The organism is Aeromonas sp. 601027, assembly GCF_049174455.1.
Classification (GTDB): domain Bacteria; phylum Pseudomonadota; class Gammaproteobacteria; order Enterobacterales; family Aeromonadaceae; genus Aeromonas; species Aeromonas veronii_A.
Map to the genome: position 1 here is coordinate 1 of NZ_JAAKTN010000026.1, position 15677 is coordinate 15677.

At 59.9% G+C, this 15677-nt stretch carries 13 protein-coding genes; 8 read left to right on the forward strand and 5 right to left on the reverse strand.

The annotated features are described in order from the left end of the window. The first annotated feature begins 619 nt into the window (after positions 1 to 619). Both rapA and rluA read left to right on the forward strand, forming a co-directional pair. The gene (gene rapA, locus G5193_RS21560) at positions 620 to 3487 is read left to right on the forward strand and encodes an RNA polymerase-associated protein RapA (RefSeq protein ID WP_421207319.1); all 2868 of its coding nucleotides are present in this window, start codon (positions 620 to 622) and stop codon (positions 3485 to 3487) included. Positions 3488 to 3602: 115 nt separating this feature from the next. After that, positions 3603 to 4259: a bifunctional tRNA pseudouridine(32) synthase/23S rRNA pseudouridine(746) synthase RluA gene (rluA, locus tag G5193_RS21565; RefSeq protein WP_421207321.1), complete on the forward strand. Its 657-nt coding sequence runs from the start codon at positions 3603 to 3605 to the stop codon at positions 4257 to 4259. A 60-nt stretch (positions 4260 to 4319) separates the two neighbouring features. Here the strand turns inward: rluA and G5193_RS21570 are convergent, their stop codons facing one another. The 5 genes from G5193_RS21570 to treR all read right to left on the reverse strand — a co-directional run bounded on the left by G5193_RS21570 (position 4320) and on the right by treR (position 9530). After that, positions 4320 to 4508, reverse strand: coding sequence for a hypothetical protein (locus G5193_RS21570; protein ID WP_005336040.1), 189 nt, complete (start codon positions 4506 to 4508; stop codon positions 4320 to 4322). Between the two features lie 120 nt (positions 4509 to 4628). After that, positions 4629 to 5228 carry a sugar O-acetyltransferase gene (locus G5193_RS21575; RefSeq protein ID WP_181270234.1) on the reverse strand — a complete coding sequence of 200 codons (600 nt, stop codon included), beginning with the start codon at positions 5226 to 5228 and terminating at the stop codon, positions 4629 to 4631. A 3-nt stretch (positions 5229 to 5231) separates the two neighbouring features. Next, complete coding sequence (gene treC, locus G5193_RS21580) at positions 5232 to 6893, reverse strand: alpha,alpha-phosphotrehalase (RefSeq protein ID WP_421207323.1); 1662 nt, start codon at positions 6891 to 6893, stop codon at positions 5232 to 5234. Positions 6894 to 6959: 66 nt separating this feature from the next. Then, complete coding sequence (treB, locus tag G5193_RS21585) at positions 6960 to 8390, reverse strand: PTS trehalose transporter subunit IIBC (protein WP_421207325.1); 1431 nt, start codon at positions 8388 to 8390, stop codon at positions 6960 to 6962. A 192-nt stretch (positions 8391 to 8582) separates the two neighbouring features. Continuing rightward, a complete protein-coding gene (treR, locus tag G5193_RS21590; RefSeq protein WP_421207326.1) occupies positions 8583 to 9530 on the reverse strand; it encodes a trehalose operon repressor TreR in 948 nt (315 codons plus the stop codon). A gap of 137 nt (positions 9531 to 9667) precedes the next feature. Between treR and G5193_RS21595 the strand changes: the two genes are divergently transcribed. The 6 genes from G5193_RS21595 (at position 9668) to pbpG (ending at position 15270) form a co-directional block, all read left to right on the forward strand. Then, positions 9668 to 10618, forward strand: a complete 951-nt coding sequence (locus tag G5193_RS21595) for an AEC family transporter (RefSeq protein ID WP_421207327.1) — start codon at positions 9668 to 9670, stop codon at positions 10616 to 10618. A 61-nt stretch (positions 10619 to 10679) separates the two neighbouring features. After that, positions 10680 to 10874, forward strand: coding sequence for a heavy-metal-associated domain-containing protein (locus G5193_RS21600; RefSeq protein WP_199416611.1), 195 nt, complete (start codon positions 10680 to 10682; stop codon positions 10872 to 10874). A gap of 130 nt (positions 10875 to 11004) precedes the next feature. Next, positions 11005 to 12063: an L-asparaginase 2 gene (gene ansB, locus G5193_RS21605; RefSeq protein WP_005348754.1), complete on the forward strand. Its 1059-nt coding sequence runs from the start codon at positions 11005 to 11007 to the stop codon at positions 12061 to 12063. A gap of 243 nt (positions 12064 to 12306) precedes the next feature. After that, positions 12307 to 13599, forward strand: coding sequence for a hemolysin family protein (locus G5193_RS21610; RefSeq protein WP_421207328.1), 1293 nt, complete (start codon positions 12307 to 12309; stop codon positions 13597 to 13599). An 18-nt stretch (positions 13600 to 13617) separates the two neighbouring features. Further along, positions 13618 to 14283, forward strand: a complete 666-nt coding sequence (locus G5193_RS21615) for a DedA family protein (RefSeq protein ID WP_005343012.1) — start codon at positions 13618 to 13620, stop codon at positions 14281 to 14283. Positions 14284 to 14442: 159 nt separating this feature from the next. Further along, entirely contained in the window at positions 14443 to 15270 is an 828-nt protein-coding gene (gene pbpG, locus G5193_RS21620) for a D-alanyl-D-alanine endopeptidase (RefSeq protein ID WP_421207329.1), read from the forward strand. Positions 15271 to 15677 lie beyond the last annotated feature (407 nt).

The window sequence follows — 15677 nt, forward strand, 5'->3', positions numbered from 1 at the left end:
GCGTTCAATCTGAGCCATGATCAAACTCTTCAATTTAAGTTTGGTTGCTTCGAAAAGCGGCTCAATGAATTGCTGAAATAAACTGTTCGACTTCTTATTGCTAAGAAATCGTCTTGGTCACTTCACCAGACATTGAAAATCAAAAATTGTTTTTGATGTTCGATGCTGTGAGTGCCCACACAGATTGCTTGATTCAAATTGTTAAAGAGCGACGCAACAGTGTGTTGCTGCGGGAGTGGAATTCTACTCAACCGCCTTCTCGAGTCAAGCCTTATTTTCAAAGGCTTTTCGAGGTTACCGACGAGGTTGTTTGCGTTGCCGCTTGCCCTGTCGATGGAGGCGCATTATAGAGATCTGGATCACGCTGGCAAGGGTCTTTTCGAATAAAATTCGCATTTTTGGTTCAATCGTTCACTAATCACCCAAAAAGCGCATTTATCCTGCAATAACACACCCGTTTGACGAGCTCGCTATCCTCTAGATGGCGTGGCGGTGGTAGCAGATCAAGGTTGTGGCGATTTGGTCTCTCTACATCTATATGCATGGTGATCGAGGTCACGCCTTCGGGTAACATAGCGCCCCTTTGCGATTCACACACTCTTGGGCTTTGGAGAGTTTAATGCCTTTTGCACTTGGCCAGCGTTGGATTAGTGATACAGAGACGGATCTGGGGTTGGGGACTGTCGTTGCTGTTGAAGGACGCATGGTTACCCTGTTGTTTCCGGCTACCGGTGAAAACCGCATGTATGCCAAAGAAGAGGCGCCGGTCACCCGGGTCAGCTTCAATGTGGGCGATCAGATCACCAGTCACGAAGACTGGACCATGACGGTCGAAGAAGTGCAGGAGAAAGACGGCCTGCTTATATATGTAGGTGTGCGCACCGACAATGATGAGCCCGTTGCCCTCAAGGAAGTGTTTCTCAACAACTTTATCAAATTCAACAAGCCGCAGGATCGTCTGTTCGCCGGTCAGATCGATCGGATGTCCCGCTTCACCCTGCGCTACGAGGCGCTGGTGAACCAGCACCAGCGCCGTCGCAACCCAACTCGCGGTCTGGCCGGTGGCCGGGTCAGCCTGATCCCGCACCAGCTCTATATCGCTCATGAAGTGGGTCACCGCTACGCCCCACGCGTACTGCTGGCCGATGAAGTGGGTCTGGGCAAGACCATCGAAGCGGGCATGATCATTCATCAGCAACTGCTCTCCGGTCGCGCCCATCGGGTGCTTATTCTGCTGCCCGAAACCTTGCAGCACCAATGGCTGGTCGAGATGTTGCGCCGCTTCAACCTGCACTTCTCCCTGTTTGACGAGGAGCGCTGCATCGAGGCGTTCGCCGATGCGGAGAACCCCTTCGAGACCGAACAGCTGGTGATCTGCAGCCTCGACTTCCTGCGCAAGAAGCGCCGTCGCTTCGAGCAGGTGCTGGAAGCCGAGTGGGATCTGCTGGTTGTCGACGAAGCCCACCATCTGGAGTGGAGTGAAGAGGCGCCGAGCCGTGCCTATGAAATGGTGGAAGCGCTGGCCGAACAGGTGCCGGGGGTACTGCTGCTGACCGCCACCCCGGATCAGCTGGGCCACCAGAGCCACTTTGCCCGTCTGCGCCTGCTCGATCCCGAGCGTTTCTACGACTACGAGGCCTTCCTCGCCGAGGAGCAGGCCTATGGTCAGGTCGCCAGCGCCGCACAAGAGCTGCTGGATGGCGAGACCCTGAGCGATGAAGCCAGACAGATCCTCGCCAGCCAGCTGGAAGGGTTGGACTTGAGCGATGCAGAGGCCCGCCAGCAGGCGGTCGCCAAGCTGCTGGACCAGCATGGCACCGGCCGGGTACTGTTCCGCAACAGCCGCGCCAATATTCAGGGCTTCCCCGAGCGTCACCTCAACGTCTACCCCATGCCGCTGCCGGAGCAGTACAAGACAGCCATCAAGGTAATGGGCATGATGGGTGGCAACGGTGGCGATCTGCAGACCCGTGCCTTGCGCTACCTCTATCCCGAGAAGATCTTCCAGCAGTTCGAAGGTGACAACGCCACCTGGACCCAGTTCGACCCGCGCGTAGAATGGTTGCTGGAGCTGCTGCTCTCAGCCCGTCAGCAGAAGGTGCTGGTGATCTGCTCCGAAGCGGCAACCGCCATCGCGCTGGAAGAGGCGCTGCGCACTCGTGAAGGGATCCGTGGTGCCGTGTTCCACGAAGGGATGTCGATCCTCGAGCGGGACAAGGCCTCCGCCTATTTTGCCCAGCAAGAGGGTGGCGCCCAGGTGCTGCTCTGCTCCGAGATCGGCTCAGAGGGTCGCAACTTCCAGTTTGCCAGCCATCTGGTGCTGTTCGATCTGCCTCTCAACCCGGATCTGCTGGAACAGCGCATCGGTCGACTGGATCGTATCGGTCAGCAGAATACCGTCGAGATCCACGTGCCCTACCTAGAAGGGACTGCCCAGCGCGCCCTGCAGCTCTGGTATCACGATGGTCTGGATGCATTCGAGCAGACCTGCCCGACTGCCCGTCCGGTATTTGAAGCGGTGCGTGACGAGCTGTTCGAGCTGCTGGCCGCCAACACAGGCGATCAGGCCCCCCTCGACGCCCTGCTGGTCAAGACTCGCGAACTGCACGAGCCGCTCAAGGCCCGGCTGGAACAGGGTCGCGATCGCCTGCTGGAGATCCACTCCAGCGGTGGCGCCGCAGCCCAGCAGCTGGTCGACAAGCTGGCCGCCGAAGATGACGACACCGGCATGATCTCCTTCGCTCTCAAGATGTTCGACGAGATCGGCGTCAATCAGGATGACCGTGGCGAGAACGCGCTGGTGCTGACCCCGGGAGATCACATGCTGGTCTCCAGCTTCCCGGGCCTGCCGCAAGATGGCATGACCATCACCTTCGATCGCAACACAGCTCTGTCGCGGGATGACATGGCGCTGCTTTCCTGGGATCACCCCATGATGCGCGGCGGTATCGACCTGATCCTGGGCTCCGAGATTGGAGCGACCTCGGTCGCCCTGCTCAAGAACAAGGCGCTGCCCATCGGCTCCATCCTGCTTGAGCTGATCTTCGTTGCCGAGTCTGCGGCCCATCCCCAGCTCTACCGCTTCATGCCGCCGACGCCGATCCGTCTGCTGATGGACAAGAACGGCCAGAATCTGGGTGAGAAAGTGGCGTTCGATGCCTTCAACCGCCAGCTGACGCCGGTCAATCGCCACCTCGGCAGCAAGCTCGTGACTGCATCCCAACCGGTGATCCACGGTCTGATCGGCAAGGGCCAGGCCATTGCCGAAGAGCTGAAAGCCGGGATTGTCGACAAGGCCCGCACCCAGATGGCGCAGACCCTGCAGCAGGATCTGGATCGTCTGGAAGCGCTCAAGGCAGTCAACCCGAACGTGCGCGACAGCGAACTGGATTATCTGCGCAATCTGCAGGCAGAATTGCACCACCTGATCGATCAGACCCAACTCAAGCTGGATGCCATCCGCTTTATCGTGGTCACCCATAACTGACAAGGTACCGACCGACAGCGGCCAGACCCAGCTCAAACTGGATACCCAAGGCCGCTTTGTCGTGGTTACCCATAACTGATGGGGGCTTGCCCCCACCTTCTGATGCGAGACATTTATGTTTGAATACTCACCGCCTCTGGAACCCTGGCTCGATATCCTGTTCAAGGACAAGGACATCATGGTGGTCAACAAGCCCACTGGCCTGCTAAGCGTCCCCGGGCGCGGCCCCGAGAATGAAGACAGCGTCCTGCATCGGGTGAAACAGCAGCACCCCAAGGCGGCGGCAGCTCATCGCCTCGACATGTCCACCACAGGCGTCATTGTCATTCCCCTCAATCCCAACTCTCATCGGGAGCTGAGTCGGCAATTTCGCGAGCGGGAGACCGAGAAGCACTACCTCGCCTGGGTATGGGGTGAGCCGGAAGCAGAGTCGGGACAGGTTGACCTGCCGCTCTGCGTCGACTGGCCCAACCGCCCGAAGCAGAAGGTGGATCACGAGGAGGGGCGTCACGCCCTGACCCTGTGGGAAAAACTGAAAGTGGAGAGCGGCAACAGCCTGATCAAGCTGACTCCCATCACAGGTCGCTCGCACCAGTTGCGCGTCCATATGCTGGAGCTGGGGCATCCGATCCTGGGTGACAACCTCTACGCCCATCCGGATGCGCTGGCGGCTGCCCCCCATCTCTACCTGCATGCGGCCATGCTGACCATCAGCCACCCCCGCAGCGGGGAACGGATGACCTTCGAGGCGCCGGCTCCTTTCCCGGTCTGATCCCGCAAATCGCAGAGATAAAAAAGCCCCCATCGCGAGATGGGGGCTTTTTCATTAGGGTCAGACGCGAATATCGATCTTGCTTCCCAAAGAAGCGCTGGCCGATGTCGGTGCAACCGGCGCTGATTGCGCTGCGTTTTGCAGCAGCTTCAGCGCAGCTTCGCCCTCTTGGGTCTGCTGTTTCTTGGCCAAACTGGCCGTCATCAGAGCAGAACCAAACGACGCATTTGCAGAACTTGATATATCCATAGGGTTCCTCCTGCACTCAACAGTATCGGCCAAGCGGCCCCGAACATAAGCCCTGAATGCAAAACAATCTGAAAGTCGCTTTTCTATCAATCAGATAGCAATAGCATTCATGGCCCCTGTTCACCGCTGGATGATGCCTTCAAGCTCCTGTGCCGTCATCGGCCGAAGCACCTTGCAAGGGTTGCCGGCCGCCACCACATTGGCGGGCACATCTTTGGTCACCACCGAGCCTGCGCCTATAACGCTGTTGTCACCGATAGTGACGCCGGGGCAGATGACGACGCTGCCGCCAATCCAGACGTTGTGACCGATCCGCACCGGCTTGCCGAACTCGACACCCTTGATACGTGGCGCCACCGCCACCGGGTGAGCGGCGGTGTAGATCTGCACCCCGGGCGCCAGCAGCACGTTGTCGCCGATGTGCACCTCGCAGACGTCGAGGATGGTGCAGCCCACGTTGGCGTAGAAGTTCTCGCCGACGAAGATATTGGCGCCATAGTCGCAGAAGAACGGCGGGTTGATGGCGCACTCCTGGCCGCGGCCACCAAGCAGCTCGTGAAGCAAAGCATCCCGATCCGGTTTCTCCTGCCAGCAGGTGTTGAAGGTGTGATAGAGCCTTCGGCAGCGCTCGCGCGCCGCTTTGAGCTCAGGGTCGCCCGCATCATAAGGTTCCCCCGCCACCATCTTCTGCCACTCTGTGCCGCGCACCACCTTCTCCATTACCTACTCCATCAGCCAGATCAGGGATTCATAAGGGCGCAGCATACCCGATTGCGGTTGGGCCGGGCTATCCGGGTAGTTACCAAGCAGCAGGCGACCTTGCCCGCATTGCAGCTCGGCAGGCAAGGTAAACTCCACCGGCTCGCCGTAGAAGTTGCTCACCACCAGCAGGATCTGACCGTTGGCGCGACGGGCATAGGCCCAGATCTGCGGGTGCCCGGTCAGCAGCTCCTGATAATCCCCCTGAGTGAAGATGGGGTGCGCCTTGCGCAGGGCGATGAGATCCCGATAGTGCCAGAACACCGAGTGCTGGTCGGCCAGCGCCGCCTCGGCGTTGATCTCGGAATAGTTGGCGGCAGGCGTGAGCCAGGGCGTCCCGTTGGTAAAACCGGCATTGGGGGCGGCACTCCACTGCATCGGGGTGCGCGAGTTGTCGCGGGACTTGGCACCGAGAATGGCGAGGATCTCGGCCTCGCTCATCCCTTCCGCCTGCTTGATGGCGAAGATGTTGCGGCTCTCTACATCCTGATAGTCATCGATGTGCTGATAGCCGGGGTTGGTCATGCCGATCTCCTCCCCCTGATAGATGTAGGGGGTGCCTTGCAGGCCATGCAGCGTGCTGGCCAGCATCTTGGCAGCGACCACTCTGTACTCACCCTCATCACCGAAGCGGGAGACGATGCGCGGCTGATCGTGGTTGCACCAGAACAGCGCCGACCACCCCTTGCCATGCATACCGCTCTGCCAGTGGTTGAAGATGCGCTTGAGTTCGAGGAAATCGAACGGTGCTTTCGTCCACTTGTCGCCGTTGGGGTAATCCACCTTGAGGTGGTGGAAGTTGAACACCATGGAGAGCTCGGAGCCATCCAGCGCGCCATAGCGCTTGCAGTGCTCCAGCGAAGTAGAGGACATCTCCCCCACCGTCATGGCGCCGACAGGAGCAAACACGTCGCGGCTCACATCCTGCAAAAATTCGTGGATGCGCGGCCCGTCGGTATAGAAGCGGCGGCCATCGCCAATCTCGTCGTTCGGGAACGCCTGATCCTTGGAGATGAGGTTGATGACGTCGAGGCGGAAACCGTCCACCCCCCTTTTGGCCCAGAAGTGGATGATGTTTTTCACCTCGGCGCGCACCGCCGGGTTTTCCCAGTTGAGATCCGCCTGCTCGCGGGCAAACAGGTGCAGGTAGTACTGACCGGTGGCCTGATCCAGCTCCCAGGCGCTGCCGCCAAATTTGGATTGCCAGTTGTTCGGCACGCCGCCATCCACCGGATCGCGCCAGATGTAGTAGTCGCGGTAGGGGCTGTTTTTATCCCCAAGCGCCGACTTGAACCAGGCGTGCTCGGTGGAAGTGTGGTTGACCACTATATCCATCACGATGCGGATGTCGCGCGTGTGGGCGGCGGCCAGCAGCGCCTCGAAATCATCCATGGTGCCGTAGGCGGGATCGATGGCGTAGTAGTCGGCGATGTCGTAGCCGTTGTCCACCTGCGGCGAGACGTAAACCGGGGTCAGCCAGAGAGCATCGACCCCCAGAGTTTTGAGATAGTCGAGGCGGGCCATGATCCCCTTGAGGTCGCCGGTGCCACGCGCTCCGGAATCCTGAAAGCTCTTGGGGTAAATCTGGTAAATCACGGCACTCTGCCACCAGGGTGTTTGGCTCATGGGTCTTTCTCTTGTCTCGAATATGAAATGGAGAGGTCGACCCGCGGGTCGCCCTGATAATCAGTGTCAGGCGCTGGCTTGGGCCAACTTGCCAGCGGCTTGCTGGCGCTTGTAGACCAGCAGGGTCAGCACCACCGGCACCACGATGGCGACCAGCATGGCGATGGCAAACACCGCCCAGTATTGCGGCTGGATGGAGAGGATACCCGGCAGGCCGCCAACCCCGATGCCGTTGGCCATCACCCCGGCGAAACCGCAGATAAGGGCCGCAAGGCTGGAGCCCACCATGGCGCACAGCATGGGGAACTTGTACTTGAGGTTAATACCGTACATCGCCGGTTCGGTCACCCCGAGATAGGCGGAGATGGCGGCAGGCACCGAGATCTCCCGCTCGTTCTCCTTGCGGCTAATCAGAATGATGCCGACGACCGCAGAAGCCTGAGCGATGTTGGAGAGGGCGATCAGCGGCCAGATTGGCGTGCCGCCCATGCTCTGCATCAGTTGCAGATCCACCGCGTTGGTGGTGTGGTGGATGCCGGTGATGACCAGCGGCGCGTAGAGGAAACCGAATAGGGCGGCACCGATAGGGGCGAAGGAGCCGGTCATGGCGGCCTTGGCAGCGAAGCCGACACCGTCACCAATCCAGCGGCCGAACGGGCCGATAAAGGCGTGAGCCACGATCACCGCCAGCAGCAGCGAGACAAACGGCACAATCACCAGATAGAGATAGGCCGGAATGATCCGCTTGAGGTTGGTCTCTACCCAGGCGAGGAACACGCCCGCCAGCAGCGCCGGAATGACCTGGGCCTGATAACCTACCTTCTGGATCACGAACAGGCCGAAGTCCCACACCTCGGGAGTCTGCTGACCGATGCCGTAGGCGTTCATCAACTGTGGCGACACCAGCGTGATGCCGAGCACGATACCGAGGATCTCGGTGCCGCCCATCTTCTTCACTGCAGACCAGCAGACGCCCACCGGCAGGAAGTGGAAGATCGCCTCGCCCAGCAGCCAGAGGAAGGCATGCACCTGAGCCCAGAACTGGCTGATCTCGGTGAGGGTGTGAGTGCCATCGTCGAACATCTTGATGTCGCCGATGACGTTGCGAAAGCCCAGGATCAGACCACCGGTGATGATGGCAGGCAGCAGCGGCACGAAGATCTCCGCCAGATGGGAGATGCCCCGCTCCAGCGGGTTCATGTTCTGGCGTGCCGCCTGCTTGGCGGTCTCCTTGCTGCCACCGCTGACGCCGAGCTGTTCGGTCAGCGCCTTGTACCACTGCTCTACCTCGTTACCGATCACCACCTGGAACTGACCGCCCTGGGTGAAGCTTCCCTTCACTGCCGGAATGGTCTCGATGGCCTTGCTGTCGGCCTTGGCCGGATCGTTCAGGACGAAGCGCAACCGGGTCAGGCAGTGGCTGACGGTGGCGATGTTCTCCTTGCCGCCGATCTTGTCGATCAGGGTGGCAAGCTGCTGTGCGTTGATCTTGGACATGGGTCTTCCCTCTGTGACGCCATTGAATAGTGGTCTGTATCGCCCTTTTGAGCCAGTCTGTCGGCCGGAGTGTTTTTGGTATCGTTCCCATTTAGCATGCCGACAATCTGGCCAGATCGAAATGGGAACGTTCCCAATTCGTGGCCAGCGTCACAAAAAGCACACTTTTTGTTCAGTCGGAAGTGATGGGGCTCACAGGGTTCGACAGGGGGCGATTGTCACCAGCGGAGGCTGATCCTGCTCAATCTGGCCGAGCAGCTGACGCGCCGCCTGCTCCCCCGCCCCTTTGTAACCGAGATCGAGAGTGAGGGCGTTGGGGAAGAGGAAGCTGAGCATGGGGTTGTTGCCAAGGCCGGTCACCAGCACCTCGCTACGCCCTTGTTCTTGAAGGTATTTTGCCGCACCGATGGCGAGGGTGTCGCTGGCGCAGACCAACGCCTGGGTGGAGGGGGTAAGCAGCTCGGCCGCCAGCCGGTAGCCGCTCTGCAGGCTGAGATCGCCGAGGGCGCTGCGCGGGCGCAACCCTTGCTCTGCGCAGTAAGCGAGATAGGCGTCGAGGCGGCGCTGGCCGGTGGTGAGATCCGAGGCATCCACCCCCAGATAGGCGATGTCGCGGGCGCCACGGCTTGCCAGCTGCGCCAGCATGGTGCGCACCGCACCGGCGTCGTCGAAGCAGACCGAGGAGAAACCGGGATATTCACGGGCGACCAGCACCAGCTTCTCTTTCAGCGGCGTCATGGCGGCATAGTCCAAGTCATTGAAGGCGAACAGGATAATGCCATCCACTCCGCGCCGCTCCAGCACCGCCAGATGCTCCTGCACCTTGGCGGGGGAGAACTTGCTCTCCATCAGCACAGCATCGTAGCCGCGCTGATAGAGGGTCTCCAGCATGCCGCGCACCGCCTGATTCTCCGAGCTGGAGTCGAGCCGCGAGACAATGATCCCCACCACCTGCTGGCTCTGGCTGCGCATGGCCCGCGCCGATTTGCTCGGCACGAAGCCATGTTCAGCGATGATCTGCTCCACCCGCTCGCGGGTCTCCTGCTTCACCTTGGGATCCTGATTGAGCACCCGGGAGACGGTCGACTTGCCGACGCCACTCAGTCTGGCGATATCGAGGATGGTCAGTTTCTTGTCCATGAATTGGCTCACAGGAGGCTAGGCGGTGGAATTGCCCACATTGTTGTGATTAACCCCTGTGAATACAAGCCCATGGCGTTAGAATGCCCTTTTTGCCCCGCCGTCAGGGTGTGTGGGCACAGCACAGGATGCCCATCATGGATCTGCTGGCCAGTATGCTCTTCTCCCTCTCCATCACAGGCCCCATCTGCGTGGTGCTGCTGCTCGGCATCTTGCTCAAGCGGCTGGGGCTGCTGCCGGATCCCTTTACCGAATCCGCCTCGCGACTGGTATTTCAGGTCACCCTGCCCGCCCTGCTCTTTCTCAGTATTCTGGGTACCAACTTCGCCACCATGCCGAGCCTCTGCTTTATCGGCTATGGCCTGCTCGCCACCGTTATCAGCTATCTGGTGCTGGAACTGCTGGCCGGACGTTTTATCGGGGAGCAGCGACTGCGCGGGATCTTCGTGCAAGGTAGCTTTCGCGGCAACAGCGCCATTATCGGGCTCGCCTATGTGCAGAACGCCTACGGCCACGAGGGGTTGGGGGCGGCGGCCTTCTATGTCGGCGCGGTGACCGTGCTCTACAACATTCTCGCAGTGATCACCCTCACCCGCAGTCTCGGCGGCGCCACCGGTATCCGCCCCATTCTGCTCGGCATCATCAAGAATCCCCTGATCATCGCCATTGTGGCGGCGCTGCCCTTTACCCTGTTCGGTATCAAGATGCCGCAACTGCTGCTCACCACCGGCAGCTACTTCGCCAACATGACGTTGCCGCTGGCGCTGCTCTGCACCGGCGCCTCCCTCAGCCTGGATGCTCTGCGTGGTGGTGCAGCCATTGCGGGCTGGGCCAGCATCATGCGGCTCTGTCTCATTCCGGCTGCGTTCACTCTTGGGGCGGCCCTGCTCGGCTTCAGCCATCTGGAGCTGGGTATTCTGTTTCTCATCAGCGCCACCCCGACTGCCGCCGCCAGCTATGTGATGACCCGTGCCATGGGGGGCGACAGCGTGCTGGCCGCGAACATCATCGCCACCACCACCCTCGGTTCGCTGGTCACTACCAGCCTCGGGGCAACTCTGATGAACTATCTGGGTCTTATGTACTGAGGCTTGACCTTGCCGGAGGCGGCAGCTTTAGGCTGGCGCTCATCAACAGAGGAGATATCCCATGACCATCGAACTCACCGTGTCCGGCATGTCCTGCGGTGGCTGCGCCGCCAGTCTGCAAAAAGCCCTGCTGGCCCAGCCTGCAGTCACCACCGCAACCGTCGATTTCACCAGCAGCAAGGCCGTCATCGAGAGCGAGCTGAGCAAGGCCGAGCTGATCGCCCTGATCGAAGACAAGGGTTTCTCTGCGAGTTAAATTATCTCCATAGAGGTATAAAACAGGTTAAAAATCTGTACTCACCTGTCTTTTGGTGAGTTTTATCACAGACCCGGGTTATTAAACGGGCAAACTTGCTGCGATTATTCCAACCATAAGGATTTGCAGCATGACCCTACCGATCCGCAAGACCCTGCTCGCCGCCGTCGTCGGCCTGACCCTCTCCCCCATGGCAATGGCCCTGCCCAACGTCCATATTCTGGCAACCGGCGGCACCATTGCCGGGGCAGGCCAGTCCGCGACCCAGTCCAACTACGAGGCAGGCAAGGTGGCCATCGAAACCCTGATCGCCGCCGTGCCCGAGATGAAAAACGTGGCCGACGTGCAGGGTGAGCAGGTGGTCAAGATCGGCTCCCAGGACATGAACGACGAGGTGTGGCTCAAGCTGGCCAAGCGGGTCAACGAGCTGCTGGCCAAGGATGACGTGGATGGCATTGTCATCACCCACGGCACCGACACCATGGAAGAGACCGCCTACTTCCTCAATCTGACCGTCAAGAGCGACAAGCCGGTGGTGCTGGTCGGCGCCATGCGCCCCTCCACTGCCATGAGTGCCGATGGCCCGCTCAATCTCTACAACGCCGTAGTGACCGCCTCCGACCCCGCCTCCAAGGGCCGTGGCGTGATGGTGGCGATGAACGACACCGTGCTGGATGCCCGCGACGTCACCAAGACCAACACCACCGGGGTGCAAACCTTCGCCTCCCCCAACTTTGGCCCGCTCGGCTACATCCACAACGGCAAGATCGACTATCAGCGCAGCCCGGCCCGTCTGCACACCAGCAAGACGCCGTTTGACGTGAGCAAGCTCGACAAGCTGCCGCAAGTTGGCATCGTCTACAGCTACGCCAACGCCACCGACTTGCCGGCCAAGGCGATGGTGGATGCCAAGTTCGACGGCATCGTCAGCGCCGGGGTGGGCAACGGCAACCTCTACCACACCCTGTTCGACACCCTGGCCAAGGCGAGCAAGGATGGCATCCGCGTCGTGCGCTCCGCCCGCGTGCCGACCGGCGCCACCACCCTGGATGCCGAGATCGATGATGCCAAGTACGGCTTCGTGGCCTCCGGCACTCTCAACCCGCAGAAAGCTCGGGTGCTGCTGATGCTCTCCCTGACCCAGAGCAAGGATCCAGCCCAGATCCAGCGCTGGTTCCAGCAGTTCTGATAACGGTTGTCTGACAAGTGACAAGCAAGGGCGGGACTTCCCGCCCTTTTCCATCCTGCAATGCCGCCTCGCCTATTACGTCGTTTGGCGAGGTCATCCTTCCCTTTTCCGGCCATCTTTTTCAGCCATCCCAGAGCGCTGTCATCAAATTAGCGAGCCGGATCACCCGCTTTCACAAGCGCATCGCCGCCAAATTCATTACACTGCCAGCGATCTTATCCACTCAAGGAGTGCTGTTGCTGTATGGAAATATTGATCCTGCTGGGATTGATTTTGCTTAATGGCGTCTTCGCCATGTCAGAAATCGCCATCGTCACCGCACGCAAGGCTCGCCTCGGCAAGCTTGCCTCTGAAGGCAACCGTTCCGCCGCCATTGCCCTCAAACTGGGCGAAGACCCGACCCATTTTCTCTCTGCCGTCCAAATCGGCATTACCAGCATAGGTCTGCTCAACGGTATCTACGGCGAATCCCTGCTGGCCCAGCCCTTCTCCCTCTGGTTGCAGGAGTGGGGACTCCCCTCCAAGAGCAGTGGCCTGATCGCCACCATCATAGTGGTGGTGGTGGTGACTTACCTCTCCATCGTGGTGGGGGAGCTGGTGCCCAAGCGGCTCGGCCAGCTCAATGCCGAGCGCATCGCCTGTCTGGTGGCCCGCCCCATGCACTGGCTCGCCACCCTGACCCGCCCCTTCGTCTGGCTGCTGTCGGCCTCTACCAATGCCAGCCTGCGGCTGCTGCGGGTCAACCAGAACGGCAGCGCCAACGTTACCGAGGAGGAGATCCACGCCATGCTGGTGGAGGGCTCTGAAGCCGGGGTGATCGAGGATCATGAACACACCATGCTGCGCAACGTCTTCCGTCTCGACGAGCGCAGCCTCTCCTCCCTGATGGTGCCGCGCAGCGATATCCGCTATCTGGATCTGGCGCTGCCGCTGGAGACCAACCTGCAGCGACTGGTGGAGTATCGCCACAGCTATTTTCCGGTCTGCGACGGCAACCTGTCAGAATTGGTGGGTATCATCAATGTCAGCAAGGTGCTGCACGCCTATATCAAGGGGGAGCCCATCGATCTGGCTGCCCTGACCCAAGAGGGCAGCCTGCTGCCCGAGACCCTCAACGGCGTTGAGCTGCTCAACCACTTCCGCACCCACAGCGAACAGATGGCGCTGGTGGTGGACGAATATGGCGAGTTGCAGGGACTGGTCACCCAGCAGGATCTGCTGGAGGCGCTGGCGGGGGATTTCCAGCAGGAGGATGGCGAGGACAACTGGGCCTTCCGGCGCGCCGATGGCAGCTGGCTGCTCGACGGCCTGATCCCGTTGCCGGAATTAAAGGACTGTCTGGAGCTGGTTCGTCTGCCAGAAGAAGAAAAACATCACTATCACACCCTCGGAGGGCTTATCATGCTGCTCCTTGGTCGTGTTCCACAAACCGGAGACCTGGTGACACTGGAACAGTGGCAACTGGAAATTGTTGACATGGATGGCCTGCGCATCGACAAGGTGCTCGCCATGCCCTTGACCGATCAACCCAGCTAACCTGCGGAGTTTGCAAGTATGGAGCAGTTTTACCAACTGGCTCACGCCTTTATGAATCACGATCTGAACACACTTTCCGATCCCAAGATGGCCTTCATGATCTGTGGTGTGATTCTGACGTTTCTGGTACTGGAAAACGGATTCATCCCTACCGCCTTTCTGCCCGGTGACAGCCTGCTGATCCTCACCGGCGTACTCATCTATCAGGATGTGTTGTCTCTCGGGGTTATCCCGCTGTTGATCATGGCCACCTTTGTCGGCACCTGGCTCGGTTACATGCAGGGGCGCTTTCTCGGCCACACCCAGCTCTACCATCGGCTGATGTCCCACGTGGAAGAGCGACACCAGCAGAAGGTCTACCACCTGCTGGACAAGTACGGGATCATCACCCTGATCACCGCGCGCTATATCGCCTTCGTACGCACCGCCTACCCCTATATAGTGGGTGCCACCGAACTGCCCCAGGGGCGCTTTCTCATCGTCAATCTGATCAGCTCCATCATGTGGATCTGCCCGCTGGTCGGGTTTGGCTACTACCTGAGCCACACCAAGCTGGCCGCCGAATACCAGACCCAGTTCTTCAATATCATCATCTATCTGCCGGTGGCCCTGCTGGTGGGTGGCATGGTGGCACTGGTCTGGCGCTGGATCAGCAAACGCAGGGCCGCGCAGCCGCGGGATTGACCCCTCGCCCAACGCCCGACCCGAAAGCCCTCGCCAGAGGGCTTTTTTGATCGCCAATTTTGCGCAAATAGCAGAAATAGTCCCGCTCGGCCCTTGTAAAGCCGGGGTAAAAATGAGTGAATCTAGCGCCTTTTTTTGGATGGGAATGGAGTCGGTTGTATGTGGTGTCGGATTCGCGCAGCAGCGCTGGTTGTCGGGTTGATGGGAATAGTGGGATTGCCTGCGGTCAGCGCGGCACCCAACCCTGCCAAACTGGAAGTACGCTCAAGCAGCGCCCTGGTCGTGGATGTAAAAACGGGCAAGACGCTCTACCAGAAGAATGCCACCAAGGTGCGTCCCATCGCCTCCCTCACCAAGCTGATGACAGCGCTGGTGGTGCTGGATGCCAAGCAGAATCTCAACCAGACCATCACGGTCGACAAGAACGATCTGGATCGGGTCAAACACACCCACTCCCGCATCCGCATAGGCACCAAGGTGACCCGCCGCGACGCCCTGCATCTGGCGCTGATGTCCTCCGAAAACCGGATGGCCTCGGCACTGGCGCGTCACTATCCGGGCGGTCGCAGCGCCTTCGTGCGAGCCATGAACAACAAGGCCAGACAGCTGGGTATGCGTAATACCCACTTCTACGACTCCACCGGCCTCTCCACCCGCAACGTCTCTACCGCCCAGGATCTCGGCAAGCTGGCCGCCGCAGCCTATCGTCAGCCGCTGATCCGTCAGTTCACTCAGGATGAGAACCGGGAGATGCGCTTCAGCGCCCCCGCCTACAGCCTGATGTTCAACAACACCAACCCGTTGGTAAAGAACCCGGATTGGGACGTGCGCCTCTCCAAGACCGGCTTCACTGACGAAGCGGGGCGCTGTCTGGTGATGCGCGCCAAACCGGACAGCCGCGAGCTCGCCATCGTGCTGCTCAACTCGGTGGGCAAACGCACCCCCATCGGCGATGCCAACCGCATTCGCAAATGGCTGAAAAGCTGAGTAAATATCTCAACACAAGAGGATGCTGCGGCATCCTTTTTTATTGCCCGCAGAACGCCTCAGCAGGCCTTACAGGATGCTGATAGCCAAACCCTGAGTGATGAGCTGCGCGCAGTCCCCCGCAGCAACAGCAGGCATACAGCCCGCTTGCAGATGAGGCAAAGGCTTGTACCGTTCAGAAGAACGCGGCTCAATAACAGAAGAGGTATAAAAGAGGACAAGAACAGACAGGCAGGAGGGTGACCCGGCCGCCACAGCGAACGCGGATCCACACGATAGGGGTAAATGTCGCCCATAAAAAAACAGCCCCGACCGAAGTCGAGGCTGTCTATATGGTGCGCCCGAGAGGATTCGAACCTCTGACCACCTGGTTCGTAGCCAGGTACTCTATCCAGCTGAGCTACGGG

Coding starts and splice junctions, on each gene's coding strand:
- rapA (WP_421207319.1), top strand. CDS start 620: ATGCCTTTTGCACTTGGCCAGCGTTGGATTAGTGATACAGAGACGGAT.
- rluA (WP_421207321.1), top strand. CDS start 3,603: ATGTTTGAATACTCACCGCCTCTGGAACCCTGGCTCGATATCCTGTTC.
- G5193_RS21570 (WP_005336040.1), bottom strand. CDS start 4,508: ATGGATATATCAAGTTCTGCAAATGCGTCGTTTGGTTCTGCTCTGATG.
- G5193_RS21575 (WP_181270234.1), bottom strand. CDS start 5,228: ATGGAGAAGGTGGTGCGCGGCACAGAGTGGCAGAAGATGGTGGCGGGG.
- treC (WP_421207323.1), bottom strand. CDS start 6,893: ATGAGCCAAACACCCTGGTGGCAGAGTGCCGTGATTTACCAGATTTAC.
- treB (WP_421207325.1), bottom strand. CDS start 8,390: ATGTCCAAGATCAACGCACAGCAGCTTGCCACCCTGATCGACAAGATC.
- treR (WP_421207326.1), bottom strand. CDS start 9,530: ATGGACAAGAAACTGACCATCCTCGATATCGCCAGACTGAGTGGCGTC.
- G5193_RS21595 (WP_421207327.1), top strand. CDS start 9,668: ATGGATCTGCTGGCCAGTATGCTCTTCTCCCTCTCCATCACAGGCCCC.
- G5193_RS21600 (WP_199416611.1), top strand. CDS start 10,680: ATGACCATCGAACTCACCGTGTCCGGCATGTCCTGCGGTGGCTGCGCC.
- ansB (WP_005348754.1), top strand. CDS start 11,005: ATGACCCTACCGATCCGCAAGACCCTGCTCGCCGCCGTCGTCGGCCTG.
- G5193_RS21610 (WP_421207328.1), top strand. CDS start 12,307: ATGGAAATATTGATCCTGCTGGGATTGATTTTGCTTAATGGCGTCTTC.
- G5193_RS21615 (WP_005343012.1), top strand. CDS start 13,618: ATGGAGCAGTTTTACCAACTGGCTCACGCCTTTATGAATCACGATCTG.
- pbpG (WP_421207329.1), top strand. CDS start 14,443: ATGTGGTGTCGGATTCGCGCAGCAGCGCTGGTTGTCGGGTTGATGGGA.